This window comes from Streptomyces sp. JH34, from assembly GCF_029428875.1.
Classification (GTDB): domain Bacteria; phylum Actinomycetota; class Actinomycetes; order Streptomycetales; family Streptomycetaceae; genus Streptomyces.
Map to the genome: position 1 here is coordinate 4,790,857 of NZ_JAJSOO010000001.1, position 14,173 is coordinate 4,805,029.

Annotated in this window: 14 protein-coding genes; 4 read left to right on the forward strand and 10 right to left on the reverse strand. The window is 70.9% G+C overall.

Annotation, left to right across the window (positions count from 1 at the left end; genetic code table 11):
• Positions 1–139: 139 nt before the first annotated feature.
• Genes LWJ43_RS21470 through LWJ43_RS21485 form a run of 4 tightly spaced genes read right to left on the reverse strand, consistent with a single transcriptional unit; the run spans position 140 to position 5,939 of the window.
• Complete coding sequence (locus LWJ43_RS21470; protein WP_277333844.1) at positions 140–1,306, reverse strand: acyl-CoA dehydrogenase family protein; 1,167 nt, start codon at positions 1,304–1,306, stop codon at positions 140–142.
• A gap of 7 nt (positions 1,307–1,313) precedes the next feature.
• Entirely contained in the window at positions 1,314–2,243 is a 930-nt protein-coding gene (locus LWJ43_RS21475) for a hydroxymethylglutaryl-CoA lyase (RefSeq protein ID WP_277335955.1), read from the reverse strand.
• Between the two features lie 17 nt (positions 2,244–2,260).
• Positions 2,261–4,309: an ATP-binding protein gene (locus LWJ43_RS21480; RefSeq protein ID WP_277333845.1), complete on the reverse strand. Its 2,049-nt coding sequence runs from the start codon at positions 4,307–4,309 to the stop codon at positions 2,261–2,263.
• Positions 4,310–4,322: 13 nt separating this feature from the next.
• A complete protein-coding gene (locus LWJ43_RS21485) occupies positions 4,323–5,939 on the reverse strand; it encodes a carboxyl transferase domain-containing protein (RefSeq protein ID WP_277333846.1) in 1,617 nt (538 codons plus the stop codon).
• Positions 5,940–6,058: 119 nt separating this feature from the next.
• Here LWJ43_RS21485 and LWJ43_RS21490 point away from each other — a divergent pair, with 119 nt between their 5' ends.
• The gene (locus tag LWJ43_RS21490; RefSeq protein ID WP_277333847.1) at positions 6,059–6,673 is read left to right on the forward strand and encodes an SACE_7040 family transcriptional regulator; all 615 of its coding nucleotides are present in this window, start codon (positions 6,059–6,061) and stop codon (positions 6,671–6,673) included.
• Between the two features lie 151 nt (positions 6,674–6,824).
• Positions 6,825–7,622, forward strand: a complete 798-nt coding sequence (locus LWJ43_RS21495; protein WP_277333848.1) for a phosphatase — start codon at positions 6,825–6,827, stop codon at positions 7,620–7,622.
• Here the strand turns inward: LWJ43_RS21495 and LWJ43_RS21500 are convergent.
• Positions 7,574–7,936 carry a WYL domain-containing protein gene (locus LWJ43_RS21500; RefSeq protein ID WP_277333849.1) on the reverse strand — a complete coding sequence of 121 codons (363 nt, stop codon included), beginning with the start codon at positions 7,934–7,936 and terminating at the stop codon, positions 7,574–7,576. The two genes, LWJ43_RS21495 and LWJ43_RS21500, sit on opposite strands and share 49 nt — an antisense overlap.
• Before the next feature lie 18 nt (positions 7,937–7,954).
• A complete protein-coding gene (locus tag LWJ43_RS21505; RefSeq protein ID WP_277333850.1) occupies positions 7,955–8,107 on the reverse strand; it encodes a WYL domain-containing protein in 153 nt (50 codons plus the stop codon).
• Positions 8,108–8,613: 506 nt separating this feature from the next.
• On the opposite strand from LWJ43_RS21505, the gene LWJ43_RS21510 reads away from it, so the two are divergent.
• A complete protein-coding gene (locus LWJ43_RS21510) occupies positions 8,614–8,835 on the forward strand; it encodes a hypothetical protein (protein WP_277333851.1) in 222 nt (73 codons plus the stop codon).
• 19 nt (positions 8,836–8,854) lie between these two features.
• On the opposite strand, the gene LWJ43_RS21515 is transcribed toward LWJ43_RS21510, so the two are convergent.
• On the reverse strand, positions 8,855–9,823 hold the full coding sequence (locus LWJ43_RS21515; RefSeq protein ID WP_277333852.1) for an AraC-like ligand-binding domain-containing protein: 969 nt from the start codon (positions 9,821–9,823) through the stop codon (positions 8,855–8,857).
• A 605-nt stretch (positions 9,824–10,428) separates the two neighbouring features.
• On the opposite strand from LWJ43_RS21515, the gene LWJ43_RS21520 reads away from it, so the two are divergent.
• Positions 10,429–10,608: a hypothetical protein gene (locus LWJ43_RS21520; protein WP_277333853.1), complete on the forward strand. Its 180-nt coding sequence runs from the start codon at positions 10,429–10,431 to the stop codon at positions 10,606–10,608.
• A gap of 202 nt (positions 10,609–10,810) precedes the next feature.
• Here the strand turns inward: LWJ43_RS21520 and LWJ43_RS21525 are convergent, their stop codons facing one another.
• From LWJ43_RS21525 to LWJ43_RS21535, 3 genes are read right to left on the reverse strand one after another with little or no spacing between them, the layout of a single operon-like run.
• Positions 10,811–11,770: a cation diffusion facilitator family transporter gene (locus tag LWJ43_RS21525; protein WP_277333854.1), complete on the reverse strand. Its 960-nt coding sequence runs from the start codon at positions 11,768–11,770 to the stop codon at positions 10,811–10,813.
• 28 nt (positions 11,771–11,798) lie between these two features.
• Positions 11,799–12,674, reverse strand: coding sequence for an acyl-CoA thioesterase II (gene tesB / locus LWJ43_RS21530; protein ID WP_277333855.1), 876 nt, complete (start codon positions 12,672–12,674; stop codon positions 11,799–11,801).
• A 21-nt stretch (positions 12,675–12,695) separates the two neighbouring features.
• Positions 12,696–13,853 carry an acyl-CoA dehydrogenase family protein gene (locus LWJ43_RS21535; protein ID WP_277333856.1) on the reverse strand — a complete coding sequence of 386 codons (1,158 nt, stop codon included), beginning with the start codon at positions 13,851–13,853 and terminating at the stop codon, positions 12,696–12,698.
• Positions 13,854–14,173 lie beyond the last annotated feature (320 nt).

The window sequence follows — 14,173 nt, forward strand, 5'->3', positions numbered from 1 at the left end:
GAAGGAAGGCTAGCCTAACCTCACATGTCGCGGGCGGGCGGGGCAAGGGGGAGCCGCTGATCCGTTACCCGCGCACGGAAGAGCCTCCCTCCCCGGCGGGGGAGGGAGGCTCGTGCGGTGTCGCCGCCCAGCCGGTGCGTCAGGCGTCCATGCCCAGCTCCCGGGCGATCAGCATCCGCTGGACCTCGCTCGTGCCCTCGCCGATCTCCAGGATCTTGGAGTCGCGCCACATCCGGGCCACCGGGTACTCGTTCATGAATCCGTACCCGCCGTGGATCTGCGTCGCGTCCCGGGCGTTGTCCACCGCCACCGTCGACGAGTACAGCTTCGCGATCGCCGCCTCCTTCTTGAACGTCTCACCCGCCACGAGCCGCGAGGCCGCGTCGCGCCAGCCGATCCGGGCCATGTGCGCCCGCGTCTCCATGTCCGCGATCTTGAACTGGATGGCCTGGTTGGCGCCGATCGGCTTCCCGAAGGCGTGCCGCTCCTTCGCGTACTTCAGCGACTCGTCCACACAGCCCTGCGCCAGGCCCGTCGACAGCGCCGAGATGGCGATCCGGCCCTCGTCCAGGATCCGGAGGAACTGCGCGTACCCGCGCCCCTCCTCGCCCAGCAGGTTCGCCGCCGGGACGCGTACGTCGGAGAAGGACAGTTCGCGGGTGTCCGAGGCGTTCCACCCGACCTTGGAGTACGGGGCGGCCACGGTGAAGCCCGGGGTGCCGGACGGGACGATGATCGCGGAGATGCGCGGAGCGCCGTTCTCCTTCCGGCCGGTGACCGCCGTCACCGTCACCAGTTCCGTGATGTCCGTACCGGAGTTGGTGATGAAGCACTTCGAGCCGTTGATGACCCACTCGCCGGTGGCCTCGTCCAGGACGGCCGTCGTCCGTGTGCCGCCAGCGTCCGAGCCGCCGTCCGGCTCCGTCAGCCCGAACGCGCCCAGGGCCTCTCCCGCGCAGAGCTTCGGCAGCCACCGCTGCTTCTGCTCCTCCGTCCCGAACCGGAAGACGGGCATGGCGCCGAGCGAGACGCCGGCCTCCAGGGTGATCGCCACGGAGGAGTCCACCCGGGCCAGCTCCTCCAGGGCGATCCCGAGGGCGAGGTAGTCGCCGCCCATACCGCCGTACTCCTCGGGGAACGGCAGGCCGAACAGGCCCATCCGGCCCATCTCCCGCACGATCTCGTAGGGGAACTCGTGGCGTTCGTAGAAGTCGCCGATCTTCGGGGCGATCACATCGTGTGCGAACTCCTCGACGGTGCGGCGCAGTTCCTCGTGTTCGGCGGTCAGCCGGTGGTCAAGGGACATGGGTGCTTCACTCCTTGTGGGACAGCGCGCGGACGGTGCGGGACGGGCTCGGACGGCCCAGTTGTTCGGCCATCCACACGCTTGTGGCGGTGAGTGCGCCGAGATCGACCCCGGTGTGGACACCGAGACCGTCGAGCATCCACACGAGATCCTCGGTGGCGAGGTTGCCGGTCGCGCTCTTCGCGTACGGGCAGCCGCCGAGGCCGCCCGCGGAGGCGTCCACCGTCGTCACCCCGTGCTGGAGAGCGGCCAGAGTGTTGGAGAGCGCCTGGCCGTACGTGTCGTGGAAGTGCACCCCGATCGTGTCGGTGCGCACGCCCGCGTCGTTCAGCGCGGACAGCAGCGCCCGCACATGCCCCGGGGTGGCGACGCCGATCGTGTCGCCGAGGGAGAGCTCGTCGCAGCCGAGGTCGGTCAGCGCCCTCGCGACGCGCACGACCTGGGCGACGGGAACCGCGCCCTCCCACGGGTCGCCGAAGCACATCGACAGATAGCCGCGCACATGGACCCCGGCGTCCTTGGCCCGCGCCACCACCGGTTCGAACATGGCGAGCGACTCGTCCACCGTGCGGTTGAGGTTGCGTGCGGCGAACGTCTCGGTGGCCGAACCGAAGACCGCGATCCGCCGGGCGCCGAGCGCGAGCGCCCGGTCCAGGCCGCGTTCGTTCGGTACGAGGACGGGGAGCGCCACGTCCCCGACATCGGCGATCTCGCCGAGCATCGGGAACAGCTGTTCCGCGTCCGCCAGCTGGGGCACCCACTTCGGGTGGACGAAGCTGGTCGCCTCGATCGTGGAGAGCCCGGCCTCCGCGAGCCGGCGGACGAACTCCGCCTTCACCTCGGTCGGTACGACGGACTTCTCGTTCTGCAGTCCGTCGCGGGCGCCGACCTCATGGATGCGGACCCGGTCCGGGAGCCCCGGCGCGGGCACCGTCATGGGCAGTCCGGTGTCGGTCACGATTCCTCCCTCGGGGCGACCACGGCCAGGATCTGGTCCATGGCGACCGTGGCACCGGCGGTGACGTCCAGCTCGGTGACGGTTCCGGCGTGCGGGGCGGAGATGACGTGCTCCATCTTCATCGCCTCGACGACCAGCAGGCTCTGCCCGGCCACGACCTCGTCCCCGACCGCCACCTTCACCACCGTGACGGTCCCGGGCATGGGCGCCGCGAGCGTGTCCGCGCCCGAACGGCCGGCTCCGCCGAGGGAGGCCTCGACCGGGTCGTGGTCCTGGACGTGCCAGGTGTCACCGTCCCGGCCGAGCCAGACCCCGTCCGGGGACGACGCCCGGCTGAACGTGTGGGTCAGACCGTCGAGTTCGACGACGACGCGCGTCCCGGGCGCCCCGACGAGCCGGGCCCTCTCCGCACCGGGCAGCGACGGTACCGGCCCGCACGCATCCGTCTGCTCCTCCCGGTCCCCGGCGTGACCGAACGTCAGCGAGGCCGAGCCCGCCGCTCCCGCGCGCAGCCCCACACGCACCGGGTCGTGTCCCGGCACACGGAAGTGGTGGAAGGTCTCCGCCGATGTGCCGCCCAGCCGCCAGCCGCTCGGCACCGAGAACGGATCGACCCAGCCGGCCGCCGGTGCGGGGGACGGCTGCCGCAGCAGGGCCGCCACCGCGTACACCTCCTCCGGTACCCCGTCCGGCACCAGGCCGTCCGCCTCACGCTCCACGAGACCGGTGTCCAGATCGCCCGCGGCCACCGCCGGATGGGCCAGCAGCCGCCGCAGGAATCCGGCGTTCGTCGGCACGCCCAGCACCACCGTGTCCGCGAGCGCCGCCCGCAGCCGGCGCAGCGCCGTGGGGCGGTCCGGGCCGTACGCGATGACCTTCGAGAGCATCGGGTCGTAGGTGCTCCCGACCGGCACGCCCTCGCTGAGCCCCGAGTCCGTCCGCAGCCCGCCACCCTGCGGCTCGTGCAGGGCGAGCACCGTGCCGCCGGACGGGAGGAAGCCGCGGGCCGGGTCCTCCGCGCAGACCCGGGCCTCGACGGCGTGCCCGGTGAGGGTGACGTCGGCCTGGGCGTACGGCAGCCGGACGCCGGAGGCGACCCGCAGCTGCCACTCCACCAGGTCGAGCCCGGTGATCAGCTCGGTGACCGGGTGCTCGACCTGGAGACGGGTGTTCATCTCCATGAAGTAGTACGAGGAGGGGTCGTTGCCCGGGACGATGAACTCGACCGTCCCCGCGCCGACATACCCGCAGGAGCGTGCCGCCTGTACGGCCGCCTCACCCATCGCGGCCCGGGTCCGCTCGTCGAGCAGGACCGACGGAGCCTCCTCGATGATCTTCTGGTGGCGGCGCTGGAGGGAGCACTCGCGTTCGCCGAGGTGGATTACGTTGCCGTGTCCGTCGGCCAGGACCTGGATCTCGATGTGGCGGGGCCGGTCGATCCACCGCTCCACGAGGAGCGTGTCGTCGCCGAAGGAGGCGCGTGCCTCGCGCCGGGCCGCCGCGATCTCGTCCGCCAGCAGTGCCTCCTCGCGGACCAGACGCATGCCCTTGCCGCCGCCGCCCGCCGACGGCTTCAGCAGGACGGGCATCCCGATCTCCCTGGCCGCGGCGGCCAGTTGGGCGTCCGTGAGACCGCTGCCCGAGGAGCCGGGCACCACCGGCACACCGGCCGCGGCGACGGTCTCCTTGGCGCGGATCTTGTCGCCCATCAGCGAGATCGCCGGAGCGGGCGGCCCGATGAAGACCAGCCCCGCCTCCGCGCACGCCTGCGCGAAACCGGCGTTCTCGGCGAGGAAGCCGTACCCCGGGTGGACGGCCTCGGCGCCCGTGCGGCGGGCGGCGTCCAGGAGCCGCTCCACCGACAGGTAGCTCTCCGTGGCGGGGGCGGGCCCGATGCGTACCGCCGTGTCCGCCTCCCTGACGTGCCGGGCGTCCGCGTCGGCGTCGCTGAAGACGGCGACCGACCGCACGCCGAGCTCGCGCAGCGTCCGGATGACCCGGACCGCGATCTCGCCACGGTTGGCGACCAGAACAGTGCTGAACATGGAAGTCCTCACATCACATCCGGAAGACGCCGAAACTGGGTTCCCCCAGCGGGGCGTTGGCACACGCGGTCAGGGCGAGCCCCAGCACCTGCCGGGTCTCCGTCGGGTCGATCACACCGTCGTCCCAGAGCCGGGCGGTGGCGTAGTAGGCGTTGCCCTGCTGCTCGTACTGCGCGCGGACCGGATCCTTGAAGGCCTCCTCGTCCTCGGCCGGCCACTCCTCGCCGCGGCCCTCGATCTGGTCCCGCTTGACGGTGGCCAGCACGGACGCGGCCTGCTCACCGCCCATCACCGAGATCTTGGCGTTCGGCCACATCCACAGGAACCGCGGCGAATAGGCCCGGCCGCACATGGAGTAGTTCCCCGCGCCGTAGGACCCGCCGACGACGACCGTCAGCTTCGGCACCCTCGTGCACGCCACGGCCGTCACCATCTTGGCGCCGTGCTTGGCGATGCCCCCGGCCTCGTAGTCCCGGCCGACCATGAAGCCGGAGATGTTCTGGAGGAACACCAGCGGGATGCCGCGCTGGTCGCACAGCTCGATGAAGTGGGCGCCCTTCTGGGCGGACTCCGAGAACAGGATGCCGTTGTTGGCGACGATGCCGACGGGGTGGCCGTGGATCCGGGCGAAGCCGGTGATCAGCGTCTGGCCGTACTCCGCCTTGAACTCGGCGAAGCGTGAGCCGTCGACCACCCGGGCGATGACCTCCCGCACGTCGTAGGGCGTACGCGAGTCGACGGGCACCGCGCCGTACAGCCCGGCCGGGTCGGCCTTCGGCTCCTCGGCGGGCTCCACCGACCAGGGGAGCGGACCGCGCTCCGGGAGCGTCGCGACGATGTTCCGCACGATCCGCAACGCGTGTTCGTCGTCCTCGGCGAGGTGGTCGGTGACCCCGGACGTGCGGGAGTGCACCTCGCCGCCGCCCAGCTCCTCCGCCGTCACGACCTCACCGGTGGCCGCCTTCACCAGCGGCGGGCCGCCCAGGAAGATCGTGCCCTGGTTCCGGACGATGACGGCCTCGTCGCTCATGGCCGGGACGTACGCCCCGCCCGCCGTGCAGGAGCCGAGCACGGCGGCGATCTGCGGGATCCCGGCACCGGACATCCGGGCCTGGTTGTAGAAGATCCGCCCGAAGTGCTCCCGGTCGGGGAACACCTCGTCCTGCATCGGGAGGAAGGCGCCCCCCGAGTCCACCAGGTAGAGGCACGGCAGGCGGTTCTCCAGGGCCACCTCCTGGGCGCGGAGGTGCTTCTTCACGGTCAGCGGGTAGTACGTGCCGCCCTTGACGGTCGCGTCGTTGGCGACGATCACGCACTCCCGGCCGCTGACCCGCCCGATTCCGGCGATCACGCCGGCCGCCGGCGCCGCGCCCCCGTACATGCCCTCGGCCGCGAGCGGCGCCAGCTCCAGGAAGGGCGAGCCGGGGTCGAGCAGCGCGTCCACCCGCTCGCGGGGCAGCAGCTTGCCGCGCGCCACATGCCGGGCGCGGGCCTTCTCACCTCCGCCGAGCCGTGCCGTGGCGAGCCGCGTGCGCAGCTCCTCGGCGAGCGCGTGATGCGCCGCCTCGTTGGCCTGCCAGGCCTCCGAGGCGGGATCGGCCGCGCTCACCAGGACCGGTGCCTGCTGCATCCTGTCGAGCCCCCTTGCCCGTACCGCAGTAGTCGGATGAGATGTTCGAGAGTTAATGAGCGTTAACGCATCGCGCTCAGGTTAACGAGCGCTAACCCGCCTGTCTAGAATGAATCCTCATGAGCACCCATGCCGCCGCCCGTGTCGCGGCCCCCACCCGCCGCGAACAGATCCTCAGGGAGGCGGCCCGCCTCTTCGCCGAGCGCGGCTTCCACGGCGTCGGGGTCGACGAGATAGGGGCCGCGGTGGGTATCAGCGGCCCCGGCCTCTACCGCCACTTCCCCGGCAAGGACGCGATGCTCGCCGAGCTGCTCGTCGGCATCAGTGAACGCCTGCTGGCCGGCGGCAGGCTGCGTGTCACCGAGGACGGGGCCTCCCGGGGCGGCTCCCCTGACGCCCTCCTGGACGCCCTCATCGAGGGACACATCGACTTCGCCCTGGACGACCGCCCCCTCATCACCCTCCACGACCGTGAGCTGGACCGCCTGCGCGACACCGACCGCAAGCGCGTCCGCCAGCTCCAGCGGCAGTACGTGGAGGTCTGGGTCGACGTCGTACGCACGCTCTACCCGGCCCTCGCGGAGAACGAGGCCCGGGTCACCGTCCACGCGGTGTTCGGCCTGCTGAACTCCACACCCCACCTGACCCGCCCCGAGGCACTCCCGGACCGCACGGCCACGGCCGCCCTGCTGCACCGCCTGGCGCGCGGCGCCTTCGAGGCGGCGGCCTCCTGACCGCCGGGGCGGCAGGTCGCCGCCCCGGTCGGTACAGCCGGGCAGGTCAGGCCGGTGGCGCACCACGCTGGTCCTCCCGGTGACGTCGCGCAGGGATCCCGCCGATCGAGACACCGGGCACACACCGCGCACCCGACGGCACAATGGGTGCATGCCGATACCCAGCCGTGCCGCCCTCGTCGAGCACCTCGTCCGCACCCGGATCGCGGGCGACGTCGCCACACCCCGCGACAATAACCTCTCCCACTACCGCCAGCTCGCCAACGGCAACCGCCACTTCTGGCTGGGGCTGGAGCTCGGCGACCGCTGGCGTGACGAGCAGGACGTGCTGGCCGTGATGGCCGAGAGGTGCGGGGTCAACGACGACCCCGAGCACCGGCAGGGGCAGGACACCATCGATCCGGAGCTCACGGTCGACGCCCTCGACCGGATGGCGGCCCGGCTGCGCAAGGCGGCCGCGGACAGGGAGCGGGTGCTGCTCGCGACCGGCCACCCCGGCGGACTGCTCGACGTGCACCGGCAGACCGCGAACGCCCTGCGGGAGGCCGGATGCGAGATCGTGCGCATCCCCGGCGGCCTGATGGCGGACGAGGGCATGGTCTTCCAGTTCGCCGACGTCGCCGTGCTGGAGCGCGGCGCGACCCTCTGGCACACGCACTCGCCGGTCCCGATGGCCGCCATCCTCGACGGCCTGGAGCGCGAGGGCCGGCCGCGGCCCGACCTGGTCGTGGCCGACCACGGCTGGGCCGGATGCGCGGGGCAGCGCGGGATCGACTCGATCGGCTACGCGGACTGCAACGACCCCGCGCTGTTCCTGGGCGAGGCGGAGGGCACCCTCCAGGTCACCGTGCCCCTGGACGACCACGTCGCCGACCCGCGCTACTACGACCCGATGACCGACTACCTGCTGGACGCGGCCGGGCTGCTCCCCTCCTCCGACCGGGCGTGACGCGCCGCCGGTTCCCGCAGGTGGGCCACCAGCGAGACCGGTTCCGTCACCGTGAAGTCGAAGCCGAGCGAGTCCAGGGAATCAGCCCCGGTGTCCAGGCCGCATGTCTCCGCGTCGACAGGCTCGACGGTGCCCACTGCGGGGTTGATCCGCTCCGGCACCGCCGCGGTGGGAGCGTGGACCGTCACCCGGGCGCGGTGACGCCGGGCGGCGGCCGACGATCCGCCGGCGGCGTACGCCGCCGCGTCGCCGTCCGGGTCCTCGCGGGGCTCGGAACGCGGGCCGGCCGGCAGCCGGGGCGTGAGCCGGTCCATCCGGAGGTGCGCCAGGCGTCACGGTCCACGTCCCACGCTACGAGGTACCACCCGGCGGCCCCATTTCGCGACGCGCTGGGGCTCGACCAGCCGGCGGGCGGAGGCGCCGGAGTGGTCGCGGTAGTCCAGGCGCAGCCGCTCGTGGTCACGGCAGGCGGCCGTCAGTGTCATCAGGGGTTCCGTGTCCGTCCCCGGTGCGGGCCGGTCCGGTGGAACCTGGAGGGCCCGGACGCGCCGCCGCAGACGAGGGCAGCACCTGCTCCAGCATGGCGAGAGCGCGGCCCGAGGTCTCCTCAGTCCCGGCGAGATGGGCCGGATCGCCCCGGATCATGTGAAGGGCATCCACGTGAACGGGCTGGTCACCTAACCCTCGGACAAGTCCGCGGACTCCGCCGGCCTCACCGGGGCGAGCAGATCCGACTGGAGCGGCTGCAGAAGTTCCGTGACGACAAGATGGGCTTCAACTTCGTCCAGTCGACCTGCCTGGAGACGGTGGCCTACGGGCTGAATGACTCGCCGGCCGGCTAGCTCGCCTGGATCATCGAGAAGTTCAAGGAGTGGACGGGAACGGCCAGTGAGCTGCTCGAGGACGCGGCGGACCGCGACACCCTGCTCACCAACATCAGCCTCTACTGGTTCCCCGGTACGGCGGGACGGCGGCCCATCTCTACTACGAGATGGCCCATGACCTGGGCGCCTGGGCGCCTGGAGAGCGAGGCACCGTACCCACCGCGGTGGCCGTCGCGCTGCCCTCCGACGTGGCGATCCGCCGCTTCGCCGAGCGCGACCACCACGTCGTGCGCTGGACGGAGTTCGACCGCGGCGGCAACTTCCTATCGCTGGAGCAACCGGAGCTCCTCGCCGAGGACGTAAGGGAGGTCTTCGCGGGCCTGGACTGAGCCTGTAACTGTCCGCGGCTCAAGGGCAGGGGTGGCTGCGGTTCCGGTCGCGCCAGGCCCGGGGCGAGATGCCGTAAGCCTGCTTGAACACCTTGCTGAAGTGGGTCGCGTCCACGAAGCCCCAACTCCGTCCGATCGCCGCTACGGTCCGGACCCGGCCCTTCGGGCCCGCCAGCTCGCGTTTGCATTCCGCGAGGCGATGCGAGCGGATCCAGTCTCCGAGGCTGATGCCCGACCGGCCCAGTACGTTATAGAGATGACGGACCGAGATGCCGTGCTCTGCGGCAATACGAGCGGCTGACAGGTCGGTATCAGCCAGGTGCGTGCGGAGGTAGTACATAATCCGCAGGTTCAGCGTCGCCTCCAACGGTGCCTGGGCCAGGTCCAGGTTTCCGAGCTGGGACGTCACGACGGCTCGGACGAGTTCGATGCTGGGTTCCGTGACGGTGTCCGCGTACGGGCCTCTGTGCAGTGCTTCACTGACGGCAAGTTGGGAAAAGTACGTTGAGGCGAGGCTGGCTACGGGGTTGTCGGAGCCGAGGGTGACTGCGGTGATGTCCCGAAGCGACCGCTCGGGCAGTGCGAGTGCTGCACGGGGGAAACGGAGGAGGTGCTGGTCCACTCCCTCGCTGAAGAGAAGCGTGTATGGGGTGGTTGTGTCGTAAAGAACGAAGTCCCCTGGTCGCAGCAGAGCCTGACGACCATTCTGCGTGACCACGCTGGTGCCGGCAATCTGGAGACCGAGGAAAATGGCGGGCTCCTCGTCCCCCCGCGCCAGCTGAGAGGGCCGCCTAACGGTCAGTGCGGTCGTTCGTGCGGAGCAGATCTCCATGGGCCCGACGGTGTTCAACCCGAGGCGCACCGAGAGGCGCTCTGGCGGCAGATGATGATCGATATCGACCCGCACCAGCGATTCCCACACCGCGTGCCGGATCGTCTCCTCCCTGTCGCGCGGTGGCACTGACGTGGTGTCCAGGACCGAGCTCATCGGAGGGGCCGTGGTCTGTACCGGCCGCCGGCCGCGTTGGGTAAGACGTCGGTCCGCTGCTTCATGCTCCACCTCTCAACAGGGCCGGTGCGAGCATCAGAATGGCAGGGGTTCGTCACGCTGCGCAACGCCCTTGGTGCCGTGCGAGTGCCTAGGTGCTGACTGCTGCCTTGTGCCACACCTTGTCGGTTTCCGCGTCGGCGTCCGGCACCGGCAGGACAACCGCCTCGGGAATGCGCCCACTGACACAGCTTTGTGCACGCATGACACAGTGCGTGCCGCGTGCTCGCCTTAATGTCGGTTGAGGAATCGCTCACGTATCTGGGATCACGTGTACGTGTGATGGCCCGGTGCGCAACGCGGTGACGGTCCCCGGCGGCCTGTGCCGCACCGGGGACCGGAGATTTGCGCGTTATGCAGCGGTTCTGCTGCACCCCGACCGGGGGCGGGGTGCAGCTACAGATGCGGGCCCCCGTTCGGCTTGCCTTCAAGATTGCCTGGGAGCACGCATGAATAGTTTGCCGTTCGTTGTGTCGGTCGCGGCCGGGTGGTTGTTGATCTCGCTCGTGCCAATGCGCAGCGCGTCCGCACGCAGGAGCTGGGGGGTGATCATCCTGGGTGCCTCGGCCCTGCTCGTCCTGAGCGCCGGTCTCTACGGCTCGCAGCTGGAGGTCCGCAGCGACTACCGAGGGGAGTCCCCTACGGTTCTACTGATGCTCGGCGCGGCGATCGTTGTGGCCCCCGGCGCCATCGCCGCATTGGTCCGACGGAGCAAGAGCCATTAGTTACCTCTCTGTCAGGTACAGCCGCTGTGACAGCGTCGGGGACTCCCTGGCGATCGCATCGGTCACCTGTCGGTGATCCCGCCACCTGCCACCCGACGTCGGCGTCAGATCCGGCGACACCCGGCCGATCCGCGCCGCCCACTGTTGCGCGTCAGTCAACGGCACACCCAGAACATCGAGTCGGTACCACCATCGAATTGCTCTAGTCCTGGGGGGCGGCCCGGTGCCGCTGGGCGCGCCCCGGTGTCGGATCCAGGTACACCCGCTGGATCGACGGGTAGCGCTCCCGCAGCTGCTGCTCCGCCTCCTCGCACGCCCACTCGATCTGCTCGGCCCTCGACGCGTCCCGGAAGTCGATCTTCGCGGCGACCAGCAGCTCCGAGGGGCCCTGGATCAGCGTGGTCAGCTCCAGCACCTCGACGACGTGCGGCACGGACAGCAGCTCCTCGCGCACCCCGGCCCGCATCTCCGGCGGGAGCGGGCGGCCGATCAGCAGCTGGGCGTTGGACCGGCACAGCACCCACGCCACGTACACCAGCAGGAAGCCGATGAGGATCGAGGCGACGCCGTCCCACACCGCGGAACCGGACAGCTGTCCGCCGAGCAGGCCGCCGGCCGCCAGCAGCAGCCCGGCCAGGGCCGCCGAGTCCTCCATCACCACGGCCTTGACCGCGGTGTCGGGTGTCCGGCGCAGATAGCGCGGCGCGGGCATCCGGAGCCGCGCCGCCTCCCCGCGCACCTGCCGCACCCCGGTGCGCAGCGAGAAGCCCTCCAGCAGGAAGGCCACCGCGAGCACGAGGTACGACACGAGCGGATCGCCCAGCTCCTCGCCCTTCAGAAGGGTGTGGACGCCGTCGTACAGCGAGAACACCGCGCCCCCGACGAACGTCGCGACGGCGGCGAGCATCGCCCAGATGTACCGCTCGGGGCCGTAGCCCAGCGGGTGGTCCTCGTCGGGCGGCTTCTCGCTGCGCTTGAGCGCGGTGAGGAGCATGAGCTCGGTGACCGTGTCGGCGACCGAGTGCGCGGCCTCCGACAGCATCGCGCTCGAACCGCTGATCAGCCCCGCCACCAGCTTCGCCACCGCGATGCCGAGATTGGCCGCCGCCGCGACGACGACGGTGAACGTGGACTCGCCGCCCTCGGTCTGCTCGTCACCCATGGTGGGCAGTATGTCCGAATCTGTGGCCTCAGTCCCTCGGGACGCGGACCAGCCCCTCCTGGATGACCGTGATGGCCAGCTTGCCGTCCGCCGTCCAGATCCTGGCCTGCCCGAGACCGCGTCCGCCGGACGCGGACGGCGACTCCTGGTCGTACAGCAGCCACTCGTCGGCCCGGAAGGGGCGGTGGAACCACATCGCGTGGTCCAGGCTGGCGCCCACCACGTCGCCGACCGACCAGCCGCCGCGCCCGTGGGCGAGCAGCACGGAGTCGAGGAGCGTCATGTCGGAGACGTACGTCGCCATGCAGACGTGCAGCAGCGGATCGTCCGCCAGCTTCCCGTGGGTACGGAACCAGACCTGGGAGCGGGGCTCACGGGGTTCACCGGCCGTGGCGAACGGCGGCGCGTCGACGTACCGCAGGTCGACGGCGGCCCGGGCCTCCAGCAGCCGGTCCACCATGCGGGGGTCCGTGAAGCGGTCCGCGTACCCGGGCAGCATCTCCGCGGCCGTCGGCAGGGTCTCCGGGTCCGGCGCCGAGGGCATGACCGCCTGGTGGTCCATGCCCTCCTCGTGGGCCTGGAACGACGCTGAGAGGTGGAAGATCGGCTTGCCGTGCTGGACGGCGACGACCCGGCGGGTGGTGAAGGACCGCCCGTCGCGGATCCGGTCCACGCTGTAGACGATCGGCGCGCCCGGGTCCCCGGGGCGCAGGAAGTACGCGTGCAGGGAGTGGGCGCCCCGGTCCTCGGGAACCGTGCGCCCGGCGGCGACCAGGGCCTGGGCCGCGACCTGGCCGCCGAAGACGCGGGGCACGACCGCCGAACGGCTCGTGCCCCGGAAGATGTCCTGCTCGATCCGCTCGAGGTCGAGCAGATCGAGCAGGGATTCAAGTGCTGCGCTCATGGGGGAGAAACGTAGCCGCTCTCAGAGGCCCATGGACTTGGCGATGATCGACTTCATGACCTCGCTGGTGCCGCCGTAGATGCGGTTGACCCGGTTGTCCGTGTACAGCCGGGCGATCGGGTACTCGTTCATGAAGCCGTAGCCGCCGTGCAGCTGGAGGCAGCGGTCGATCACCCGGTGCGCGACCTCGGTGCAGAACAGCTTCGCCGAGGCGGCCTCGGCGGGGGTGAGCTCGCCGGCGTCCAGGGCCTCGATCGCGCGGTCGCAGACGGCCTCGGCCGCGTCGACCTCGGCCTTGCAGGCGGCCAGTTCGAACTTGGTGTTCTGGAAGGACGCGACGGTCTTGCCGAAGACGGTGCGGTCCTGCGTGTACTGCTGGGCGAACCGCACGGCGGCGGCGGCCTGCGCGTACGCGCCGACGGCGATGCCCAGGCGCTCCTGGGGGAGGTTCTGGCCGAGGTAGGAGAAGCCCTTGTTCTCCTCTCCCAGCAGGTCCTCGACGGGCACCTTGACGTCCACGAAGGCCAGTTCAGCGGTGTCGGAGACCTTCAGGCCCAGCTTGTCGAGCTTGCGGCCGACCGAGTAGCCCTCGGACTTGGTGTCGACGACCAGGAGCGAGATGCCGTGGCGGCGGTCGTCGGCCTTGGGGGCGTCCGTGCGGGCGCAGACGATGACCTTGTCGGCGTGCACACCACCGGTGATGAAGGTCTTGGCGCCGTTGAGGACGTAGTGCGTGCCGTCCTCGGAGAGCTTGGCGGTCGTCTTCATGCCGGCCAGGTCCGAACCGGTGCCCGGCTCGGTCATGGCTATCGCGTACATGGACTTGCCGGAGACGAAGTCCGGCAGCCAGCGCTTCTTCTGCTCCTCGGTGGCGTACGCCTTGAGGTACGGCAGGCAGAGCAGGACGTGCACGCCGGAGCCGCCGAAGGAGATGCCCGCGCGGGCGGTCTCCTCGTACAGCACCGCCTCGAACTTGAAGGACTCCTCGCCCGCGCCGCCGTACTCCTCGGGCACCTCGATGCCGAAGATGCCGAGCTCGGCGAGCTTGTAGTAGAAGTCGCGAGGCGCCTGGCCCGCCGCGAACCACTCGTCGTAGACGGGGACGACCTCGGCCTCGATGAAGGCGCGGATGGTCTCCCGGAACGCCTCGTGGTCCTCGTTGTAAACCGTACGGCGCACGGGGTGCCTCCTGGTGTCAGCTTCGGCTTCGGTCGCAGTGGCTAAGCGCTTGCTCAGTCCTGGGCAAAAGTTACCCGGCGGTCACGGCGGCTGTCCAGGGTGATGCTCAGCACGCCCACGGCCCGTTCCGGTCTCCGGGCCGTGGGGGAACGACCGGCGGGCCCGGCTGCGCCGGACGCGCCGGGCAGGCTGTTGGCGGGAGAACTCGGCGCTACGAAGGCGGAGTTCGAGGAGGCCGGTGGTGGGATCGGCGCGGTCGCGCACGAGGGGATCCGCGAGGTGCTGTCCGGGGGCGCGGGCCGCCGCGCCCCCGGACAGGG

Coding starts and splice junctions, on each gene's coding strand:
- LWJ43_RS21500 (WP_277333849.1), bottom strand. CDS start 7,936: ATGGACCGGCTCACGCCCCGGCTGCCGGCCGGCCCGCGTTCCGAGCCC.
- LWJ43_RS21470 (WP_277333844.1), bottom strand. CDS start 1,306: ATGTCCCTTGACCACCGGCTGACCGCCGAACACGAGGAACTGCGCCGC.
- LWJ43_RS21490 (WP_277333847.1), top strand. CDS start 6,059: ATGAGCACCCATGCCGCCGCCCGTGTCGCGGCCCCCACCCGCCGCGAA.
- LWJ43_RS21525 (WP_277333854.1), bottom strand. CDS start 11,770: ATGGGTGACGAGCAGACCGAGGGCGGCGAGTCCACGTTCACCGTCGTC.
- LWJ43_RS21515 (WP_277333852.1), bottom strand. CDS start 9,823: ATGAGCTCGGTCCTGGACACCACGTCAGTGCCACCGCGCGACAGGGAG.
- LWJ43_RS21485 (WP_277333846.1), bottom strand. CDS start 5,939: ATGCAGCAGGCACCGGTCCTGGTGAGCGCGGCCGATCCCGCCTCGGAG.
- LWJ43_RS21480 (WP_277333845.1), bottom strand. CDS start 4,309: ATGTTCAGCACTGTTCTGGTCGCCAACCGTGGCGAGATCGCGGTCCGG.
- LWJ43_RS21510 (WP_277333851.1), top strand. CDS start 8,614: ATGGCCCATGACCTGGGCGCCTGGGCGCCTGGAGAGCGAGGCACCGTA.
- LWJ43_RS21495 (WP_277333848.1), top strand. CDS start 6,825: ATGCCGATACCCAGCCGTGCCGCCCTCGTCGAGCACCTCGTCCGCACC.
- tesB (WP_277333855.1), bottom strand. CDS start 12,674: ATGAGCGCAGCACTTGAATCCCTGCTCGATCTGCTCGACCTCGAGCGG.
- LWJ43_RS21475 (WP_277335955.1), bottom strand. CDS start 2,243: ATGACGGTGCCCGCGCCGGGGCTCCCGGACCGGGTCCGCATCCATGAG.
- LWJ43_RS21505 (WP_277333850.1), bottom strand. CDS start 8,107: ATGACACTGACGGCCGCCTGCCGTGACCACGAGCGGCTGCGCCTGGAC.